10 protein-coding genes are annotated in these 15,931 nt (G+C 68.4%); 8 read left to right on the forward strand and 2 right to left on the reverse strand.

Going from position 1 to position 15,931, the window contains the following annotated elements; genetic code table 11:
* The first annotated feature begins 2 nt into the window (after positions 1-2).
* On the forward strand, positions 3-2,336 hold the full coding sequence (locus GFK26_RS11395; protein ID WP_153282064.1) for a methyl-accepting chemotaxis protein: 2,334 nt from the start codon (positions 3-5) through the stop codon (positions 2,334-2,336).
* A gap of 31 nt (positions 2,337-2,367) precedes the next feature.
* Positions 2,368-8,355, forward strand: a complete 5,988-nt coding sequence (locus GFK26_RS11400) for an Hpt domain-containing protein (protein WP_153282065.1) — start codon at positions 2,368-2,370, stop codon at positions 8,353-8,355.
* 67 nt (positions 8,356-8,422) lie between these two features.
* Here GFK26_RS11400 and GFK26_RS11405 read toward each other — a convergent pair whose 3' ends face one another.
* Positions 8,423-9,925 carry a cryptochrome/photolyase family protein gene (locus GFK26_RS11405; protein WP_153282066.1) on the reverse strand — a complete coding sequence of 501 codons (1,503 nt, stop codon included), beginning with the start codon at positions 9,923-9,925 and terminating at the stop codon, positions 8,423-8,425.
* On the opposite strand from GFK26_RS11405, the gene GFK26_RS11410 reads away from it, so the two are divergent.
* The 6 genes from GFK26_RS11410 to GFK26_RS11435 all read left to right on the forward strand — a co-directional run bounded on the left by GFK26_RS11410 (position 9,926) and on the right by GFK26_RS11435 (position 14,748).
* Positions 9,926-10,525: a YqgE/AlgH family protein gene (locus GFK26_RS11410; RefSeq protein ID WP_101490345.1), complete on the forward strand. Its 600-nt coding sequence runs from the start codon at positions 9,926-9,928 to the stop codon at positions 10,523-10,525.
* Positions 10,522-10,974 (forward strand): Holliday junction resolvase RuvX, encoded by a 453-nt coding sequence (gene ruvX, locus GFK26_RS11415; protein WP_153282067.1) that lies wholly within the window; start codon positions 10,522-10,524, stop codon positions 10,972-10,974. The genes GFK26_RS11410 and ruvX overlap by 4 nt, the downstream gene beginning before the upstream one ends.
* Positions 10,971-11,468 carry a bifunctional pyr operon transcriptional regulator/uracil phosphoribosyltransferase PyrR gene (gene pyrR / locus GFK26_RS11420; RefSeq protein ID WP_153282068.1) on the forward strand — a complete coding sequence of 166 codons (498 nt, stop codon included), beginning with the start codon at positions 10,971-10,973 and terminating at the stop codon, positions 11,466-11,468. The genes ruvX and pyrR overlap by 4 nt, the downstream gene beginning before the upstream one ends.
* Positions 11,469-11,556: 88 nt before the next feature.
* Positions 11,557-12,519: an aspartate carbamoyltransferase catalytic subunit gene (locus GFK26_RS11425; RefSeq protein ID WP_056577783.1), complete on the forward strand. Its 963-nt coding sequence runs from the start codon at positions 11,557-11,559 to the stop codon at positions 12,517-12,519.
* Between the two features lie 139 nt (positions 12,520-12,658).
* Positions 12,659-13,942, forward strand: a complete 1,284-nt coding sequence (locus GFK26_RS11430) for a dihydroorotase (protein WP_153282069.1) — start codon at positions 12,659-12,661, stop codon at positions 13,940-13,942.
* 59 nt (positions 13,943-14,001) lie between these two features.
* Positions 14,002-14,748 (forward strand): lysophospholipid acyltransferase family protein, encoded by a 747-nt coding sequence (locus GFK26_RS11435; RefSeq protein ID WP_153282070.1) that lies wholly within the window; start codon positions 14,002-14,004, stop codon positions 14,746-14,748.
* Positions 14,749-15,023: 275 nt separating this feature from the next.
* On the opposite strand, the gene GFK26_RS11440 is transcribed toward GFK26_RS11435, so the two are convergent.
* Positions 15,024-15,821 carry an IclR family transcriptional regulator gene (locus tag GFK26_RS11440; RefSeq protein WP_153282071.1) on the reverse strand — a complete coding sequence of 266 codons (798 nt, stop codon included), beginning with the start codon at positions 15,819-15,821 and terminating at the stop codon, positions 15,024-15,026.
* Positions 15,822-15,931 lie beyond the last annotated feature (110 nt).

The raw sequence follows: 15,931 nt of genomic DNA on the forward strand, positions 1-15,931 counted from the left end.
CCGTGAGCTCGATCGCCGACAAGTTCAAGAAATTACTCCCCGCGAACAACGGGAACGACAAGGCCCGCGTCGACGGCTCCGGTTCGATATCGCTCGACGATGTCGACACGGTTCAGGTTCCGGACGAAAAAACGATCCGCCTCGCCAAAAAAGGCGACGGCGTTTCGGCGTCTGCCGCCGTGACCGACACCGGCTTCGGCGGTATCGATGCGCTGGGCGACCCCGCTTCCGTCGAGGCCGCCAACGCGGCCACGCTCGAAGCGGCCCCGCTGGCCCCCACCACGGGCGGCGGCATGGGCGCCAACCCCGCCAAGCAGCAGCGCGTGCTGGCCATCTTGCTGGCCATCGTGGTGCTGGCGCTGTTGCTGGTGGCCGGCTCCGCCATTCTTCGCGCGGAACGCCTGGCGCAGCAGGTGGCGGCCACCGGCCAGTCGCTGATGCAGTCGCAGCGTCTGGCGAAATCGATCTCGCAGGCCCTCGTCGGCAGCGCCTCGGCGTTCGTCGAAGTGAAGGACAGCGCCGACGACCTCTCGCGCCGCGTGCAGGGCCTGACCAACGGCGATGACACCTTGCGCCTGGAAGCCGTCGGCAACCAGTACGACGAGGAGATGAACAAGATCAACCCGCTGGTCGCCCGCGCCGACACCAGCGCCAAGGCCGTGCTGGCCCAGCGTCAAATCCTGACGCAGGTGGGTGCCGCCTTGCGCGACATCAACCAGCAGTCGTCCACGCTGCTCGAAATGACGGAAACCGTCGCGTCGCTGAAGATGCAGCAGAACGCCACGCTGCCCGAAATCTCGGCCGCTGGCCAGCTCGTGATGCTGACGCAGCGCATCGGCAAGTCGACCAACGAGTTCTTCACGGTCGAGGGTGTGAACCCCGACGCCGTGTTCCTGCTGGGCAAGGACCTGAACACCTTCCAGGAAACCACCCGCGGCCTGCTCGACGGCAACGCGCAACAGCGCTTCCCCGGCTCGAAAGACCCGCAGACCCGCCAGCAGCTCGAAGCCATCCTGAAGACCTACGAGCAGATGCGCACGCAGGCGTCGGCCATTCTGGGCAACCTGCAAGGTCTGGTGGCCGCGCGCGAAGCGCAGGCGTCCATCCTGACCGACAGCGAGCCGCTGCGTAAGTCGCTCGGCGACCTGCAGGAAAAGCTCTCGGCACGCACCGGCCTGGGCGCCGGCACCATCGTGCTGCTGTTCGTGCTGTCGCTGGCTGCCCTGGCTCTGGCCGGCGCCATCGGTTTCGTGCAGGTGCGCGAAGGCCGCGAACGTGCCGTCGTCGCCGAGCGCGAGCGTCTGGCGGCCGAGCAGGCCTCCGAAGAAGCCGGCCGCGTGAACAACGCCAACCAGGCCGCCATTCTTCGCCTGATGAACGAACTGCAAACGGTGGCCGAAGGCGACCTGACGCAGGAAGCGACCGTGACCGAGGACATCACCGGCGCCATCGCCGACTCGGTGAACTACACGGTGGAAGAACTGCGTTTGCTGGTGGGCAACGTGCAGAACACGGCAACCCGCGTGGCGCAGACGACGTCGCAGGTGGAAAACACCTCGACCGAACTGCTCGCCGCCTCGACCGAACAGCTGCGCGAAATTCGCGAAACCGGCCAGTCGGTGCTGACCATGGCCGAGCGAATCAACGGCGTGTCCTCGCAAGCGCAAGAGTCCGCCACGGTGGCGCGCCAGTCGCTGCAGGCCGCATCGTCGGGTCTGCAGGCCGTGCAGAACGCCATCGGCGGTATGAACTCCATCCGCGACCAGATCCAGGAAACCTCCAAGCGGATCAAGCGCCTGGGCGAATCGTCGCAAGAGATTGGCGAAATCACCGAGCTGATCTCGGACATTACCGAACAGACCAACGTGCTGGCGCTGAACGCCGCCATCCAAGCCGCATCGGCCGGTGAAGCCGGCCGAGGCTTCTCGGTGGTGGCGGAAGAAGTTCAGCGACTGGCCGAACGCTCCGCAGACGCCACGCGCCAGATCTCGGCGCTGGTGAAGGCGATTCAGACCGACACCCAGGACGCGGTGGGCGCCATGGAGCGTTCCACGCAGGGTGTGGTCGAAGGAGCGAAGCTGTCCGACAACGCCGGTACCGCGCTGTCCGAGATCGACCGCGTGTCGCGTCGGCTCGCTGACCTCATCGAGCAGATTTCGCAGTCCGCCTCCCGCGAGGCCGATTCGGCCAACGTGGTGGCTGCCAACATCCAGCACATTTTTGCCGTGACGGAACAGACCGGAGAAGGTACGCGGACCACGGCCCAGCAGGTGCGCGAGCTCTCGCAGATGGCCGAAGAACTGCGTCGCTCCGTGGCTCGTTTCAAGATTGCCTGACAACAGATAGATAAGAACGGCGAGCAACCACGTGTCGACTCAAACCCCTGCCACGGCCCCCCTCGCCGGCAACATGCCGGCCACCGAAGACCTCGGGCCGTTGGCCTGGGTGCTGGGAGAAATCCAGAAGTCCCTCGACGGTGTCGGCAAGTCGCTGCGGCGTTTCGTGCGCGACGTGGGCAGTGCCACGGAGCCCGAGAGCGGCCCGCTGCAGATGGCCCGCCAGCAACTGCACCAGGCTGTCGGCGCGCTGCAGATGGTCGGCCACAGCTCGCCTGCCTTGGTGCTCGGCACCATCGAATTCGCGGTGCAGGGCTTCATCGCCGAGCCGCAGCGCTGCACCGAGAGTGCCGTGCACAAGATCGAGCGTGCCGGCTTTGCCGTCACCGATTTCCTCAGCGCGCTGCTGGCCGGCAAGGCCGTGTCGTCGGTGGCGCTGTTTCCGCAGTACCGCGACGTGCTGGAGCTGGTCGGCAATGAGCGCGTCCACCCGGCGGACCTCTGGAGCACCGCGTGGCGCTGGGTCGAGGTCAAGCCCGCGCTCACGCAGGCGGCCCTGGCCTACGACCCCGCAGTGCGTTCGCGGCTCGACCGCGAGGTGCTGCAGCTGGTCAAGAGCAGCGATCCGCAGGCCGCGCGCCGGCTGCACGCGCTGTGCCTGGGGCTCGGTCGCGGTGCGCTGCTGCCGCGCGTCGCGAGCTTCTGGACGCTGGCCGCGGGCTTCTTCGAGGCCCTCGCACTGGGCCTGATCCCCTTCGACACCTACGTCAAGCGCGCCGCCTCGCGCGTGCTGCTGCAGTACGCCACGCTGGCGCGCGGCGACAGCGTGGTGTCCGACCGCCTCGGGCAGGACCTGCTGTTCTTCTGCGCCCAGGCCGTGCCCGGCGCACAAGACGACGCCGCCACGCTGCGCACCGTGCGCAGCGCCTGGGGCGTCACGCAGGAGCCGCGCGTCGACTACACCGCGGTGCAGTTCGGCCGCTTCGATCCGCTGGTGCTCTCGCAGGCGCGCAAGCGCATCGAGACCGCCAAGGAAATGTGGTCGGCGCTCTCGGGCGGCGACATCACGCGCACGCGGCAGGTGGCCGACACCTTCGCGCAGCTCGGCGAATCGCTGCTGAAGCTGCATCCGCCGAGCCAGCCGATGGTGGAGGCGCTGACGCATGCCGTGGACGCCTCGGTGCGCTCCGGCCAGCCGCCCGACACCGAACTGGCGATGGAAGTCGCCACCTCGGTGCTGTACCTCGAAGCCGCGCTCGAAGACCTCGACCCCAGCGACCCGCAACTCACGGCCCGCACGCTGCAGCTGGCCGGCCGCATCGAGCGCGTGCGCGACGGCGGCCGTTCCGAGCCGCTCGAGCCGTGGATGGAGGACCTGTACCGCCGCGTCAGCGACCGCCAGACCATGGGCACCGTGGTCGACGAACTGCGCAGCCACTTGAGCGAACTCGAAAAATCGCTCGACCAGTATTTCCGCCGCCCCGCCGAAAAGCCGCTGCTGCGCACCGTGCCCACCCAGCTCATGCAGATGCGCGGCGTGTTCTCGGTGCTGGGGCTCGAGCAGGCCGCACTCACTGTCCAGCGCATGCGCGACGACGTCGAGCAGATGCTGCTGGCCAACCGCTCGCCCGTCGAGGAAATGGCCACCTTCGACGCGCTCGGAAACAACCTGGGCGCGCTGGGTTTCCTCATCGACATGCTGGGCTACCAGCCCGCGCTGGCCAAGCGCCTGTTCGTGTTCGATGCCGAAGCCGGCGAACTCAAGCCGCTGATGGGCCGACAGGCCATCGATACCGCGGCCCCGGCCGAAGGCGCTGCCGCACCGGCCGCCGAGCCCGTGCTCAGCATCGAGGAAGTCGACGCGCAGATCGCCTCCAAGCTCGCCGCGCTCGCCACGCCCAACCGCAAGACCAAGCCGTCGCCGCTGGAGGAATTCAGCCGCAAGGCCGAGAGCTGGACCACCAAGATCAGCGGACCGTCGGCCTTGCCCGACACCGAGGTCACCGAGCTCGAAGAAGACGACCTGCAGAACATCTTCCTGGACGAAGCCCGCGAAGTGGTGGGCAACGGCCTGGCCGCCATCGCCGCGCTCGGCAGCCGTCCGGGCGACACCGAAGAACTCACCATCCTGCGCCGCGCGTTCCACACGCTCAAGGGCAGCTCGCGCATGGTCGGTCTCACCGACTTCGGCGACGCCGCCTGGTCGCTCGAACAGGTGCTCAACACCTGGCTGGCCGACCAGCGCGACGCCACGCCCGAATTGCTGTCGAGCACCGAGCGCATGCTGGGCGATTTCAGCCAGTGGGTCGAAGCCATTGCCGCCGGCGATGCAGGCACCTGGCACTCGGCACCGTTCAGCCGCGTGGCCAATGCGCTGCTGGCCGGCGAGCCCGTGCCCGCGCCGGTGCGCGTGGCCGATGCCGAAGCGCTTGCCGTGGCCGCGCGCCACATCGCAGCCGAATCGGCATCGCTCGCACTGCCGGAGCTGCCTGAGTTGCCCGACCTGTCGCTGACGCCGCAAGACGTCGCGGCCCCTGGCGCCACGTTGGACTTCTCCGACTGGCAGCAGGCGCAAGACGAACAACACGCATCCACCCAGCCTGTCACACCCGAGCCCGACGACGATTTCGCCTCCACCGATTTCGTCGATTTCGAAGCCAAGCAAAGCACCGCGCCCGCACCGCTCGAAGCGCTGCCCAGCGGCGACGATTTCGATTTCCTCGCGCCCCCGAAGACGCTTGCACCGGCCGAGCCCGAGCTGGCCCCGGAAATCGAAGCAACGATGCCGACCGCATCGGGCCTGCCCGATCTCGAATGGGCGCCCGAGCCGTTGCCGTTGGCTGCCGCAGAGCCTGTCGCCGACACGGTGGCATCTGTCGAGGTCATCGAAGTCGCCGAAGAACTGCCGGCTGAGCTGCAGCCGGAGCCGGAACTTGTGTCGGCGGCTATCGACGTCGCACCCGAGGCCCCCGTCGTCGCCGAAGACTTGCCTGCAGCCGCCGTTGCCGAACCGGAACCCGAGCCCGTGCTGGCCGAGGCCGTTCCCGAACCCGAGTCTTCCACCGCACCAAGCGCTGAAGACCAGGTCAAGGTCATCGGCCCGCTGCGCATCGGCATCGCGCTGTACAACGTCTATCTCAACGAAGCCGATGAATGGTCCCGCCAGCTGGCGACCGATGTCGGCGAATGGGCGCTCGAAACCCACGAGCGCCTGCCCGACTCGACCATTGCGCTGGCCCATTCGCTGGCCGGCAGCTCGGCCACCGTCGGCTTCCACAGCCTCTCGGGCATGGCCCGCCTGCTCGAATCCGCGCTGCAGCATCTGCAGATGCAGGGCAGCGGCACGCGCGAGCAGGGCGTGGTGCTGGTCGCCGCGGCCGACGAACTGCGTCGCCTGCTGCACCAGTTCGCCGTCGGCTTCCTGCGCGATCCGTCCGAAGCCACGCTGCAGGCGCTGCGCGAAATCGCCGCTGCACCGATGCCGCCTGAAATCGCCGCGGCCCGCTTCGAGACGCTGCTGCCGAAGCAGATCGTCGCCAACGACGCCTTTGCCGACGTGGCGCTGGACGACAACGAAGACGCCATCGACCTGGCCGATGCGGTCGACGTCGACCTGTTCCCGATCTTCGAGGAAGAGGCCGCCGAACTGATGCCGCAGCTGGGCGAGGCGCTGCGCCAGTGGTCGCACCACCCCGACGACGCCGCGCCTCGCGCCTCGGTGCTGCGCACGCTGCACACGCTCAAGGGCAGTGCGCGGCTGGCCGGTGCCATGCGCCTGGGCGAGCGCGCGCACCGCATGGAGTCCGAGATCGAACTCCTGGGCTCCCAGGGGGCCGAGCGGGCCGACATCGAGAAGCTGCTGGCCCGGCTCGACACGCTGCAACACACCTTCGACGCCCTGCGCGCGGCCGACGACGCCGCCCAGGTCGAAGTGGCCCAGCTGATCGCAACCGCCAGCCCGACCGCACCCGCCATCCAGCGCGTGCAGTCGGCGCCCGAGGTCCGCGTGTCGGCGAACGACGATCAGGCCGAGGCCGGTGCATCTGGCGAAGCTGCCGATGCGGCGCCCGCCGCAGCCCCGTCGTCCCTGTTGCCGCGCCCCGCACCAGCCCTGCTGGCGCCGCTGCGCGCCGCATCGGGCCAGGCGGTGCGCATCCGCACCCAACTGCTCGACCGCCTCGTTGCGCAGACCGGCGAGGTCATCATCACGCGCTCGCGCCTCGAAGCCGAACTCGGCCAGCTGCGCGGTTCGCTCGCCGACCTCACGGGCAACCTGGATCGTTTGCGCCAGCAGTTGCGCGACATCGAGGTGCAGGCCGAAAGCCAGATGCAATCGCGCCTGGCGCAAGCCAAGGATTCGCAGCAGAGCTTCGACCCGCTCGAGTTCGACCGCTTCACCCGGGTGCAGGAACTCACGCGCATGATGGCCGAGTCGGTGAACGACGTGGCCACCGTGCAGCGCACCCTGCAGAAGACCGTGCAGGCCACGGAAGACGACCTGAGCGTGCAGGCACGCCAGACGCGCGAACTGCAGCGCGGCCTGCTGCGCACGCGCATGGTGGAGTTCGAGGGCATCTCCGACCGCCTGTACCGCGTGGTGCGCCAGGCCTCGAAGGACACCGGCAAGCAGGTGCGCCTGGACATCGTCGGCGGCTCCATCGAAATGGACCGCGGCGTGCTCGACCGCATGACGCCGGCCTTCGAACACCTGCTGCGCAACTGCGTGGCGCACGGCATCGAAGATGCGGCGGCGCGCGAAGCCTCCGGCAAGGAGGCCAGCGGCCTCATCGTCATCGACCTGCATCACGAAGGCAACGACGTCTCGGTGAGCTTCCGCGACGACGGCGCCGGCCTCGACCAGAAGCGCATCGCCGAACGCGCCCGCGCGCTCGGCCTGCTCGGCCACGACCAGGAACTGTCGCCTGAAGAAGCCACCGAGCTGATCTTCAAGCCCGGCTTCTCGACGGCAGGACAGGTGTCCGAACTGGCCGGTCGCGGCATCGGCATGGACGTGGTGCGCGCGCAGATCGCCGCGCTCGGCGGCCGCATCGAAACGCACAGCACGCCGGGCCGGGGCACCACCTTCAAGCTGGTGCTGCCGCTGACCACCGCCGTGACGCACGTGGTGATGCTGCGTGCCGGCGAGGTGTCGATCGGCGTGCCGTCGAACCTCGTGGAACTCGTGCAGCGCGTGAGCGGTGCCGACCTCGAGGCCGCCTACCTGAACCACAGCTTCGCCTTCGGCAGCGAGCAGGTGCCGTTCTACTGGGCCGGCGCGCTGCTGCAGCATTCCATCCGCAGCGAGCACGCCGCCACCAAGAACAACACGCTGGTGATCGTGCGAAGCGCGGCGCAGCGCGTCGCCCTGCACGTGGACGAAGTGCTGGGCAACCAGGAAGTCGTGGTCAAGAACCTCGGCCCGCAGCTCGCGCGACTGCCCGGCCTGGCCGGCATCTCGGTGCTGGCGTCGGGCGCGGTGGCGCTGATCTACAACCCGGTGGCGCTGGCCGCAGTGCACGGCGACCAGGCGCGTGCGCGCCAGACCGCCGCGCTGGCTGCACCGACGCACGCCGCGTCGGCAGACGCCGGTGCGCCGCAAACCCCGGCGGCTTTCGCCCCGGTGGTGCCGCAGATTCCGCTGGTGCTGGTGGTGGACGACTCCATCACCGTGCGCCGCGTCACGCAGCGTCTGCTGCAGCGCGAAGGCTATCGCGTGTCGCTCGCGGCCGACGGCCTGCAGGCGCTCGAACGGCTGCAGCAGGAGCGCCCGGCCGTGGTGCTGTCGGACATCGAGATGCCGCGCATGGACGGCTTCGACCTGGCCCGCAACATCCGCGCCGACGTGGCGCTGGCCGAACTGCCGATCATCATGATCACCTCGCGCATCGCCGAGAAGCACCGCGAGTACGCCCGCGACCTGGGCGTGAACCACTACCTCGGCAAGCCGTACTCGGAAGAGGAACTGCTGCGCCTGGTGCGTGCGTACACGAGCGAGCCGGCCGCGCTGGCCGTGGCCTGATCAGTCTCGGCAGCGTCGGCAAGCGGCGCGGAAAAAAGAGAGGGCCCTTCGGGGCCCTTTCTCTTGGCTACGGCTTTTGCAGGGCCTTGCTCCGCGCCGCCGCATACCGCTGCATCGTCTTCTCCCGCGCCTCCGCGTGATCGACCACCGGCTTCGGATAGTTCTCGCCGAGCCTGACGCCTGCCGCTTCCAGCTCGACCGGCGAGGCCGTCCACGGCGCGTGGATCGCCGCGTTCGACAGCCCCGCGAGCTGCGGCAGGTAGCGGCGGATGAACTTGCCCTCCGGGTCGAAGCGTTCGCTCTGCGTCACCGGGTTGAAGATGCGGAAGTAGGGCTGGGCGTCGCAGCCGGTCGAGCTGGCCCACTGCCAGCCGCCGTTGTTCGAGGCCAGCTCGAAGTCGTTGAGGTGCAGCGCAAAGTAACGCTCGCCGCGCCGCCAGTCCAGCCCCAGGTCCTTGCACAGGAAACTCGCCACCACCATGCGCAGCCGGTTGTGCATGTAGCCGCTCTGCCGGATCTGCAGCATCGCCGCATCGACCAGCGGGTAGCCGGTGCGGCCCTCGCACCAGGCGTCGAACAGCTGGTCGGCGTGCTTGCCGTGGAGCCAGGCGATCTTGTCGTACTCGGGGCGAAAGCTCTTCGACTCGCCGTTCGCGTGCACATGCGGAAAGTGCGCCAGGATCTGGAAGTAGAAGTCGCGCCAGACCAGCTCGCTGAGCCAGGTCGCGGCGCCGGTGTTGCCCTGCAGCGCCAGCTGGTGCGCCACGCTGGCCAGCTGGCGGATCGACACCGTGCCGAAGCGCAGGTGCACGCCCATGTAGCTCGGGCCGCGCACGGCCGGGAAGTTGCGCGCTTCGTCGTACCGGTCGATGCGCTCGAAGAAATCTTCGAACAGCGCACCCGCGCCGCGCGTGCCGGTGGGTATCTCCAGCGTCTGGAGGTTGGTGCTCTCAAAGCCGATCTCCGCCAGCGTCGGCACCGGCCCGTTCAGGGCCGGGGGCGGCGGCGCCAGCGCGTCGGCGTGGCTGCGCACGGGGTACGACTTCAGGAAGAACGAGTCCACCTTCGCCAACCACGCCCGCTTGTACGGCGTGAACACCGTGTAGGGCAGGCCGGCCTTGGTCATGACCTCGTCGCGGTCGAAGACGGTGCTGTCCTTGTAGGTGTGGAAGCTGATGCCCGCGTTGGCCAGCGCGCCGAGCACGCGGGCGTCGCGTTCCAGGGCGTCGGGCTCGTCGTCGCGGTTGGCGAACACCGCCTGCACGTCGAGTGTGTGGGCCAGCGCCGGAATCTCTTCGGCGGCTACCGCGTGCCGCACGATGAGCCCGCTGCCCAGCCCGCGCAAGTCGGCTTCGAGCTCCACCAGCGATTCGCGGATGAATTCGACCCGCCGGTCCGCGCGGGGCAGGGCGTCCAGAATGGCCCGGTCGAACACGAAAACGCACACCACCTGTCGGCAGGCCCGCAGCGCCCGGTACAGCGCGGCGTTGTCGTCCACCCGGAGGTCGCGGCGGAACCACATGAGCCCTTTGGGATAGGTCTTATCGACGGCCAGTAAAATCGGGGGCATATGGCTGCCGATTCTGCCCCGATGAACCTGACGCATCACTTTCTGATCGCGATGCCGGGGATGGAAGACAAAACTTTCAACCGCAGCGTCGTTTACCTCTGCGAACACAGCGAGCGCGGCGCGCTCGGGCTGGTCATCAACAAACCCAGCGACATCAACCTCAAGGTGCTGTTCGAAAAAATCGAGCTTCACCTGACCCGCCCCGAGTTGGGCGACGCCCCCGTTTTCCAGGGCGGCCCGGTACAGACCGAGCGCGGCTTCGTGCTGCACGAGCCGGTGTTCACCCAGGCCGAGAAGCCCGAGGAATCGGTCTACGCCTCGACCATGACCATCCCCGGCGGGCTCGAAATGACCACCTCGAAGGACGTGCTGGAGGCCTTGGCCACCGGCGCCGGCCCGCGCAAGGTGCTGGTCTCGCTGGGCTATTCGGCCTGGGGCGAGGGCCAGCTGGAGTCCGAACTGGCCGAGAACAGCTGGCTCACCGTGCTGGCCGACCCCGCCGTGATCTTCGATACGCCGGTGGAGAAGCGCTACGACAAGGCGTTGATGCTGCTGGGACTCGAAGCGTGGACCTTGTCCCCCGAAGCGGGTCACGCATGAGCGACGTCATGTCCGACGCGCCTGCATCCGCTCCTGTTCCTGTCCCCGCCGCCGTTCCCGCGCATTTCCAGAGCTTCCTGGGCTTCGACTTCGGCGCCAAGCGCACCGGCGTGGCCAGCGGCAACCGGCTGCTGCGCAGCGCCACGCCGCAGACCACCATCAAGGCCGAGGGCGCCGACGCCCGCTTTGCGCAGGTCGAGGCGCGCATCAAGGAATGGCAGCCCGACGCCCTCGTGGTCGGCGTGCCCTACCACCCCGACGGCGCCCCGCACGAGAACACCCGCCGCGCCCAGAAGTTCGCGCGCCAGCTGCGCGGCCGTTTCAATCTCCAGGTGTTCGAGGTCGACGAGCGCTACAGCACCACCGAGGCGCTGTCGTCCGGCGCCCGCGATGCCGATGCAGCCTCGGCCTGCATCATCCTGGAGCAATTTTTGAGGAGTCTCCCGTGAGTTCAATTCCTGATGCCGAAGCGCTCTACACGACGCTGCTCTCTGGCGTGAAGGCGCTGATGCGCCCCGAGACGAAGCTGGTGGGCATCACCTCCGGCGGCGCCTGGCTGGTCGAGCGCCTGCAGAAAGACCTGGGCCTGGCCGGTGCCCCTGGCGTCATCTCGTCGGCCATGCACCGCGACGACTTCGCGCGCCGCGGCCTCTCGGCCAGCGCGCAGACCGCACTGCCCTTCGACGTGAACGGCGCCGACGTGCTGCTGCTCGACGACGTGCTCTACACCGGCCGTACGATCCGCGCCGTGCTCAACGAGCTGTTCGACTTCGGCCGCCCCGCCTGCGTGCGGCTCGCGGTGCTGGTCGATCGCGGGGGGCGTGAACTGCCCGTGGCCGCCGACTTCGCGGCCACCACGCTCACACTGCCCGACACCCAACTGCTCGCCCTCGCACGCGCTGACAACGGCGCATTCAGCCTCAAGGTAGAGGAGAGCAAATGAACCCCCACGTTCATCACTTCGTGTATTCACTGCCCCCCGAGGGGGCGCCGGCCTCCCTTGGGGCGGCCCGGCGGGAGGCCTACAAGTAATGCTCTACAAGCGAAACCCGCAGCTCAACAAGAACGGCGAGCTGATCCACCTGCTGTCGATTGAGGGCCTGCCCAAGGACATCGTCACGCACATCCTCGACACGGCCGCCAACTTCACGAGCGTGAGCGACCGCGAGGTGAAGAAGGTGCCGCTCTTGCGCGGCAAGAGCGTGTTCAACCTGTTCTTCGAGAACAGCACGCGTACGCGCACGACCTTCGAGATCGCGGCCAAGCGCCTGAGTGCCGACGTCATCAACCTGGACATCGCGCGCTCCTCGGCCACCAAGGGCGAGTCGCTGCTGGACACCATCGCCAACCTGAGCGCCATGGCCGCCGACCTGTTCGTGGTGCGCCACAGCGAGTCGGGCGCGCCGTACCTGATCGCACAGCATGTCGCGCCGCACGTGCACGTGGTGAACGCCGGCGACGGCCGCCACGCGCACCCGACGCAGGGGCTGCTCGACATGTACACGATCCGCCACTACAAGAAAGACTTCTCGAACCTCACGGTGGCGATCGTCGGCGACGTGCTGCATTCGCGCGTGGCGCGTTCGGACATCCATGCACTCACCACACTCGGCTGCGCCGAAGTGCGCGTGGTCGGCCCGAAGACGCTGGTGCCCGCCGACATGGCCGGCATGGGCGTGCGCGTGTGCCACACGCTCGAAGAAGGCATCAAGGACTGCGACGTCGTCATCATGCTGCGCCTGCAGAACGAGCGCATGAGCGGCGCGCTGCTGCCCTCGTCGCAAGAATTCTTCAAGACCTTCGGCCTCACGCAAGAGAAGCTGCAACTGGCCAAGCCCGACGCCATCGTCATGCACCCGGGCCCGATCAACCGCGGCGTCGAAATCGACTCCGCCGTGGTCGACGGCAAACAGAGCGTGATCCTTCCGCAGGTCACCTTCGGCATCGCGGTCCGCATGGCCGTGATGAGCATCGTCGCAGGCAACGAAGCATAGACATGTTGCTCGCCCCCAGTCTTCGCGCACTTCGTGTCGCTTCGCCAACCCCCTACCGGGGGCAACACCAGTGGCCCGGCAAAGCCGGTTCCACGGTGTTTCCCGAACAGGCCCTGACTGCCACCGGAAGTACAGACGCATGAACATCCTCATCACCAACGGCCGCGTCATCGACCCCGCCTCGGGCACCGACCAACAGACCGACATCGCCATCGCCGACGGCAAGATCGCCGGCATCGGGCACGCACCGGCAGGCTTCAAGCCCGAGCGCACCCTCGACGCCACGGGCTGCATCGTCACCCCCGGTCTCGTCGACCTCGCCGCGCGCCTGCGCGAGCCGGGCTACGAGCACGAAGGCATGCTCGAAAGCGAAATGGCCGCGGCCATCGCGGGCGGCGTGACCAGCCTCGTGTGCCCGCCCGACACCGACCCCGTGCTCGATGAGCCCGGCCTGGTCGAGATGCTCAAGTTCCGCGCCGAAAAACTGCAGCGCGCGCGCCTGTTCCCGCTCGGTGCGCTCACGCGCAACCTCGCCGGCGGTGTGCTCACCGAAATGGCCGAGCTCACCGAAGCCGGCTGCATCGGCTTCGGCCAGGCCGACGTGCCGCTGGCCGACACGCAGGTGCTGCAACGCGCGCTGTCGTACGCCAGCACCTTCGGTTACACCGTGTGGCTGCGCCCGCAAGACCGCGACCTCGGCAAGGGCGTCGCGGCCAGTGGCGCGCTCGCCACGCGGCTGGGCCTGGGCGGCGTGCCGGTGGCGGCCGAGACGATCGCCATCTTCACCATCATCGAAATGATGAAGAGCACCGGCGCGCGCGTGCACCTGTGCCGCGTGTCGAGCGCCCGCGGCGTGGCGCTGGTGCGCGACGCCAAGGCGCAGGGCCTGCCGCTCACCTGCGACGTCAGCATCAACTCGCTGCACCTGGCCGACACCGACATCGGCTTCTTCGACAGCCGCGCGCGCCTGAACCCACCGCTGCGCCAGCAGGGCGACCGCGACGCGCTCTCGGCCGCGCTGGCCGACGGCACCATCGACGCGCTGGTCTCCGACCACACGCCGGTCGAGGCCGATGCCAAGACGCTGCCTTTCGCCGAAGCCGAACCCGGCGCCACCGGCCTCGAACTGCTGCTGCCGCTCGCGCTGCAGTGGGGCGAGCGCAGCGGCGCGGGCGTGGCGCGCGCCATCGAGGTCATCACCTCGGCACCGGCACGGCTGCTGAACGCGGCCGACGCGGCCAGCGGCATCGGGCGCATCGTGCAGGGCGGCGTGGCCGACCTGTGCATTGCCGATCCGTCGCTCGAATGGCAGGTGGTGCCCGAAGCGCTGCGAAGCCAGGGCAAGCACACGCCGTTTTCCAGCTACCCGATGCAGGGGCGCGCGCGCCACACGCTGGTGGCCGGCCGCGTCGTGCACGGCTGAACGACAGCCCACATCGCCACAAATTACGCAGAAAAAAGAAGAAGAGGGCCCGCGTCCAGATGCTGCACTCGTTGAAGGCCGGCTGGCGATTGCTGCATGCGGCGTCGCATGCGCTGTCGGGCTGGTGGACGATCCGCTTCACCTTTCCGAACCTGTCGCCCGACGAGCGCAGCGCGCGCGTGCAGGCCTGGTCGGCGCGCATGCTGCAGATCATGGGCGTCACGCTGCGCGTGCAGGGCGAGCCGCCCGCGCACGGGCCGGCATTGCTCATCTGCAACCACCTCTCGTGGCTCGACATCACGGCCATCCACGCGGCGCGCCATGTGCGCTTCGTGTCGAAGTCGGACGTCAAGCAGTGGCCGGTGATCGGCACGCTCTCCACCGGCGCGGGCACGCTCTACATCGAGCGCGAACGCCGCCGCGATGCGATGCGCGTGGTGCACCACATGACCGAGGCGCTGCGCGGCGGCGACCTGATCGGCGTGTTCCCCGAAGGCACCACGAGCGACGGGCGCGGACTGCTCCCGTTCCACGCCAACCTGCTGCAGGCCGCAATTTCCTCGGGGGCGCCGGTGATCCCGGCCGCACTGCGTTTTGCCGACGCCGCCACTGGCGAAACCAGCCAGGCGCCGCGCTACATCGACGACGACAGCCTGCTGACCTCGGTGTGGAACACGCTGCGCGCGCCGCCGCTCTTGGCCATCGTGCGCTTCGGCGAGCCGCAGCCCTCGTACAGCCGCGAGCGCCGCAGCTGGGCGCATGCGCTGCATGAAGACGTGCAGCAGCTGCGCCGCGACACGCACTGATCCGGCCCAAAAAAAGCGCCCCGGGAGGGGCGCTGTAACGGCGCAAGGATGCGCCGTGAGGAGGAAACGGGATCGTTCGTCGCGAGGCCGGGGCCGGTCAAAGAATGCCGAAGATCTTCAGCCCGATGATCACGATCAGCGGCACGCCGCAGAGCCAAAGGATGATGCTTTTCATGACCGGTCTCCGTGAGGTAGGTAGGCCTCTACGGTGGCCGCGTCTGCGGCCCGCGCGTGCGGGATAAGTCAAACCAAGCGCGTGAGCGCCTGCCTACAAATCAAGCCGGCGCGTCCGTCGCCACGAAACCCAGGCGGCGCGAGATTTCCAGCGCGCAGGCCTTCAGCGGCACGGCCACGCGGCCGTTCCAGTCGCTGTCGAAGGTGGCCTCGGGGCCCATCGCCGTGATGCCCAGCACCAGGTTGTTGGTCGAGTCGAACACCGGCGCGCAGAAGGCGTCGATGCCCGGAATCGGCTGGCCCAGCGTGCGCGACATGCCGTGCAGCCGCGTCTCGACCAGCAGCGCCTCGATCTGCGAGGTCGACAGCTCTTCGGCGCCACGGCCGCCGGCCGGCCCGCGCAGGCGAGCGAGGTCGTCCACCATCATCTTTTCCACCACCTTCGGCGGCAGGTAGGCCGCGAACAGGCGGCCCGTGGCCGTGTAGGCCAGCGACATCACGGTGCCGGTACGCAGGTTCACGTGCAGCGGGTGGATCGGTTCTTCCAGCCGCACCACGGTCGGCCCGAAGTTGCCCCACACGGCGACCGCGATGCTCTGTTCGGTCTCGGAGGCCAGCGCTTCGATGAGCGGCGACGCCTCCTTGATCGGGTCGAGCCGCTGCAGCTTGGCCAGGCCCAGTTGCAGGGCCAGCGGGCCCAGCTCGTAGCGGCCGGCGCCGTCCTGCACCACGAACCCGACCTTCAGAAAACTGACGAGGTAGGGGTGCGCCTTGCCGACCGGAATGCCGGCCGATTTGCCGAGGTCGCGCAGCGCCATGGGCGCCACGTGCCGCCCGAGCGCGACCAGCAATTGCGTTCCGATTTCGACGGATTGAATGCCACGTCTTGGCTTTTCCATGGGGCGCCCGGCGTGGGGGTTGAGGGAGGGAGCGAGTATAGCCATCAGGGTTTTTACTGATATTGTCGTGTTCAATCGACGATGACTGATCATCTGATAGTAACTAAAGG

Origin of the sequence: Variovorax paradoxus (genome assembly GCF_009498455.1) — a bacterium.
Lineage (GTDB): Bacteria > Pseudomonadota > Gammaproteobacteria > Burkholderiales > Burkholderiaceae_C > Variovorax > Variovorax paradoxus_H.

Coding starts and splice junctions, on each gene's coding strand:
- GFK26_RS11430 (WP_153282069.1), top strand. CDS start 12,659: ATGAACATCCTCATCACCAACGGCCGCGTCATCGACCCCGCCTCGGGC.
- GFK26_RS11440 (WP_153282071.1), bottom strand. CDS start 15,821: ATGGAAAAGCCAAGACGTGGCATTCAATCCGTCGAAATCGGAACGCAA.
- GFK26_RS11425 (WP_056577783.1), top strand. CDS start 11,557: ATGCTCTACAAGCGAAACCCGCAGCTCAACAAGAACGGCGAGCTGATC.
- GFK26_RS11410 (WP_101490345.1), top strand. CDS start 9,926: ATGGCTGCCGATTCTGCCCCGATGAACCTGACGCATCACTTTCTGATC.
- GFK26_RS11435 (WP_153282070.1), top strand. CDS start 14,002: ATGCTGCACTCGTTGAAGGCCGGCTGGCGATTGCTGCATGCGGCGTCG.
- GFK26_RS11405 (WP_153282066.1), bottom strand. CDS start 9,925: ATGCCCCCGATTTTACTGGCCGTCGATAAGACCTATCCCAAAGGGCTC.
- ruvX (WP_153282067.1), top strand. CDS start 10,522: ATGAGCGACGTCATGTCCGACGCGCCTGCATCCGCTCCTGTTCCTGTC.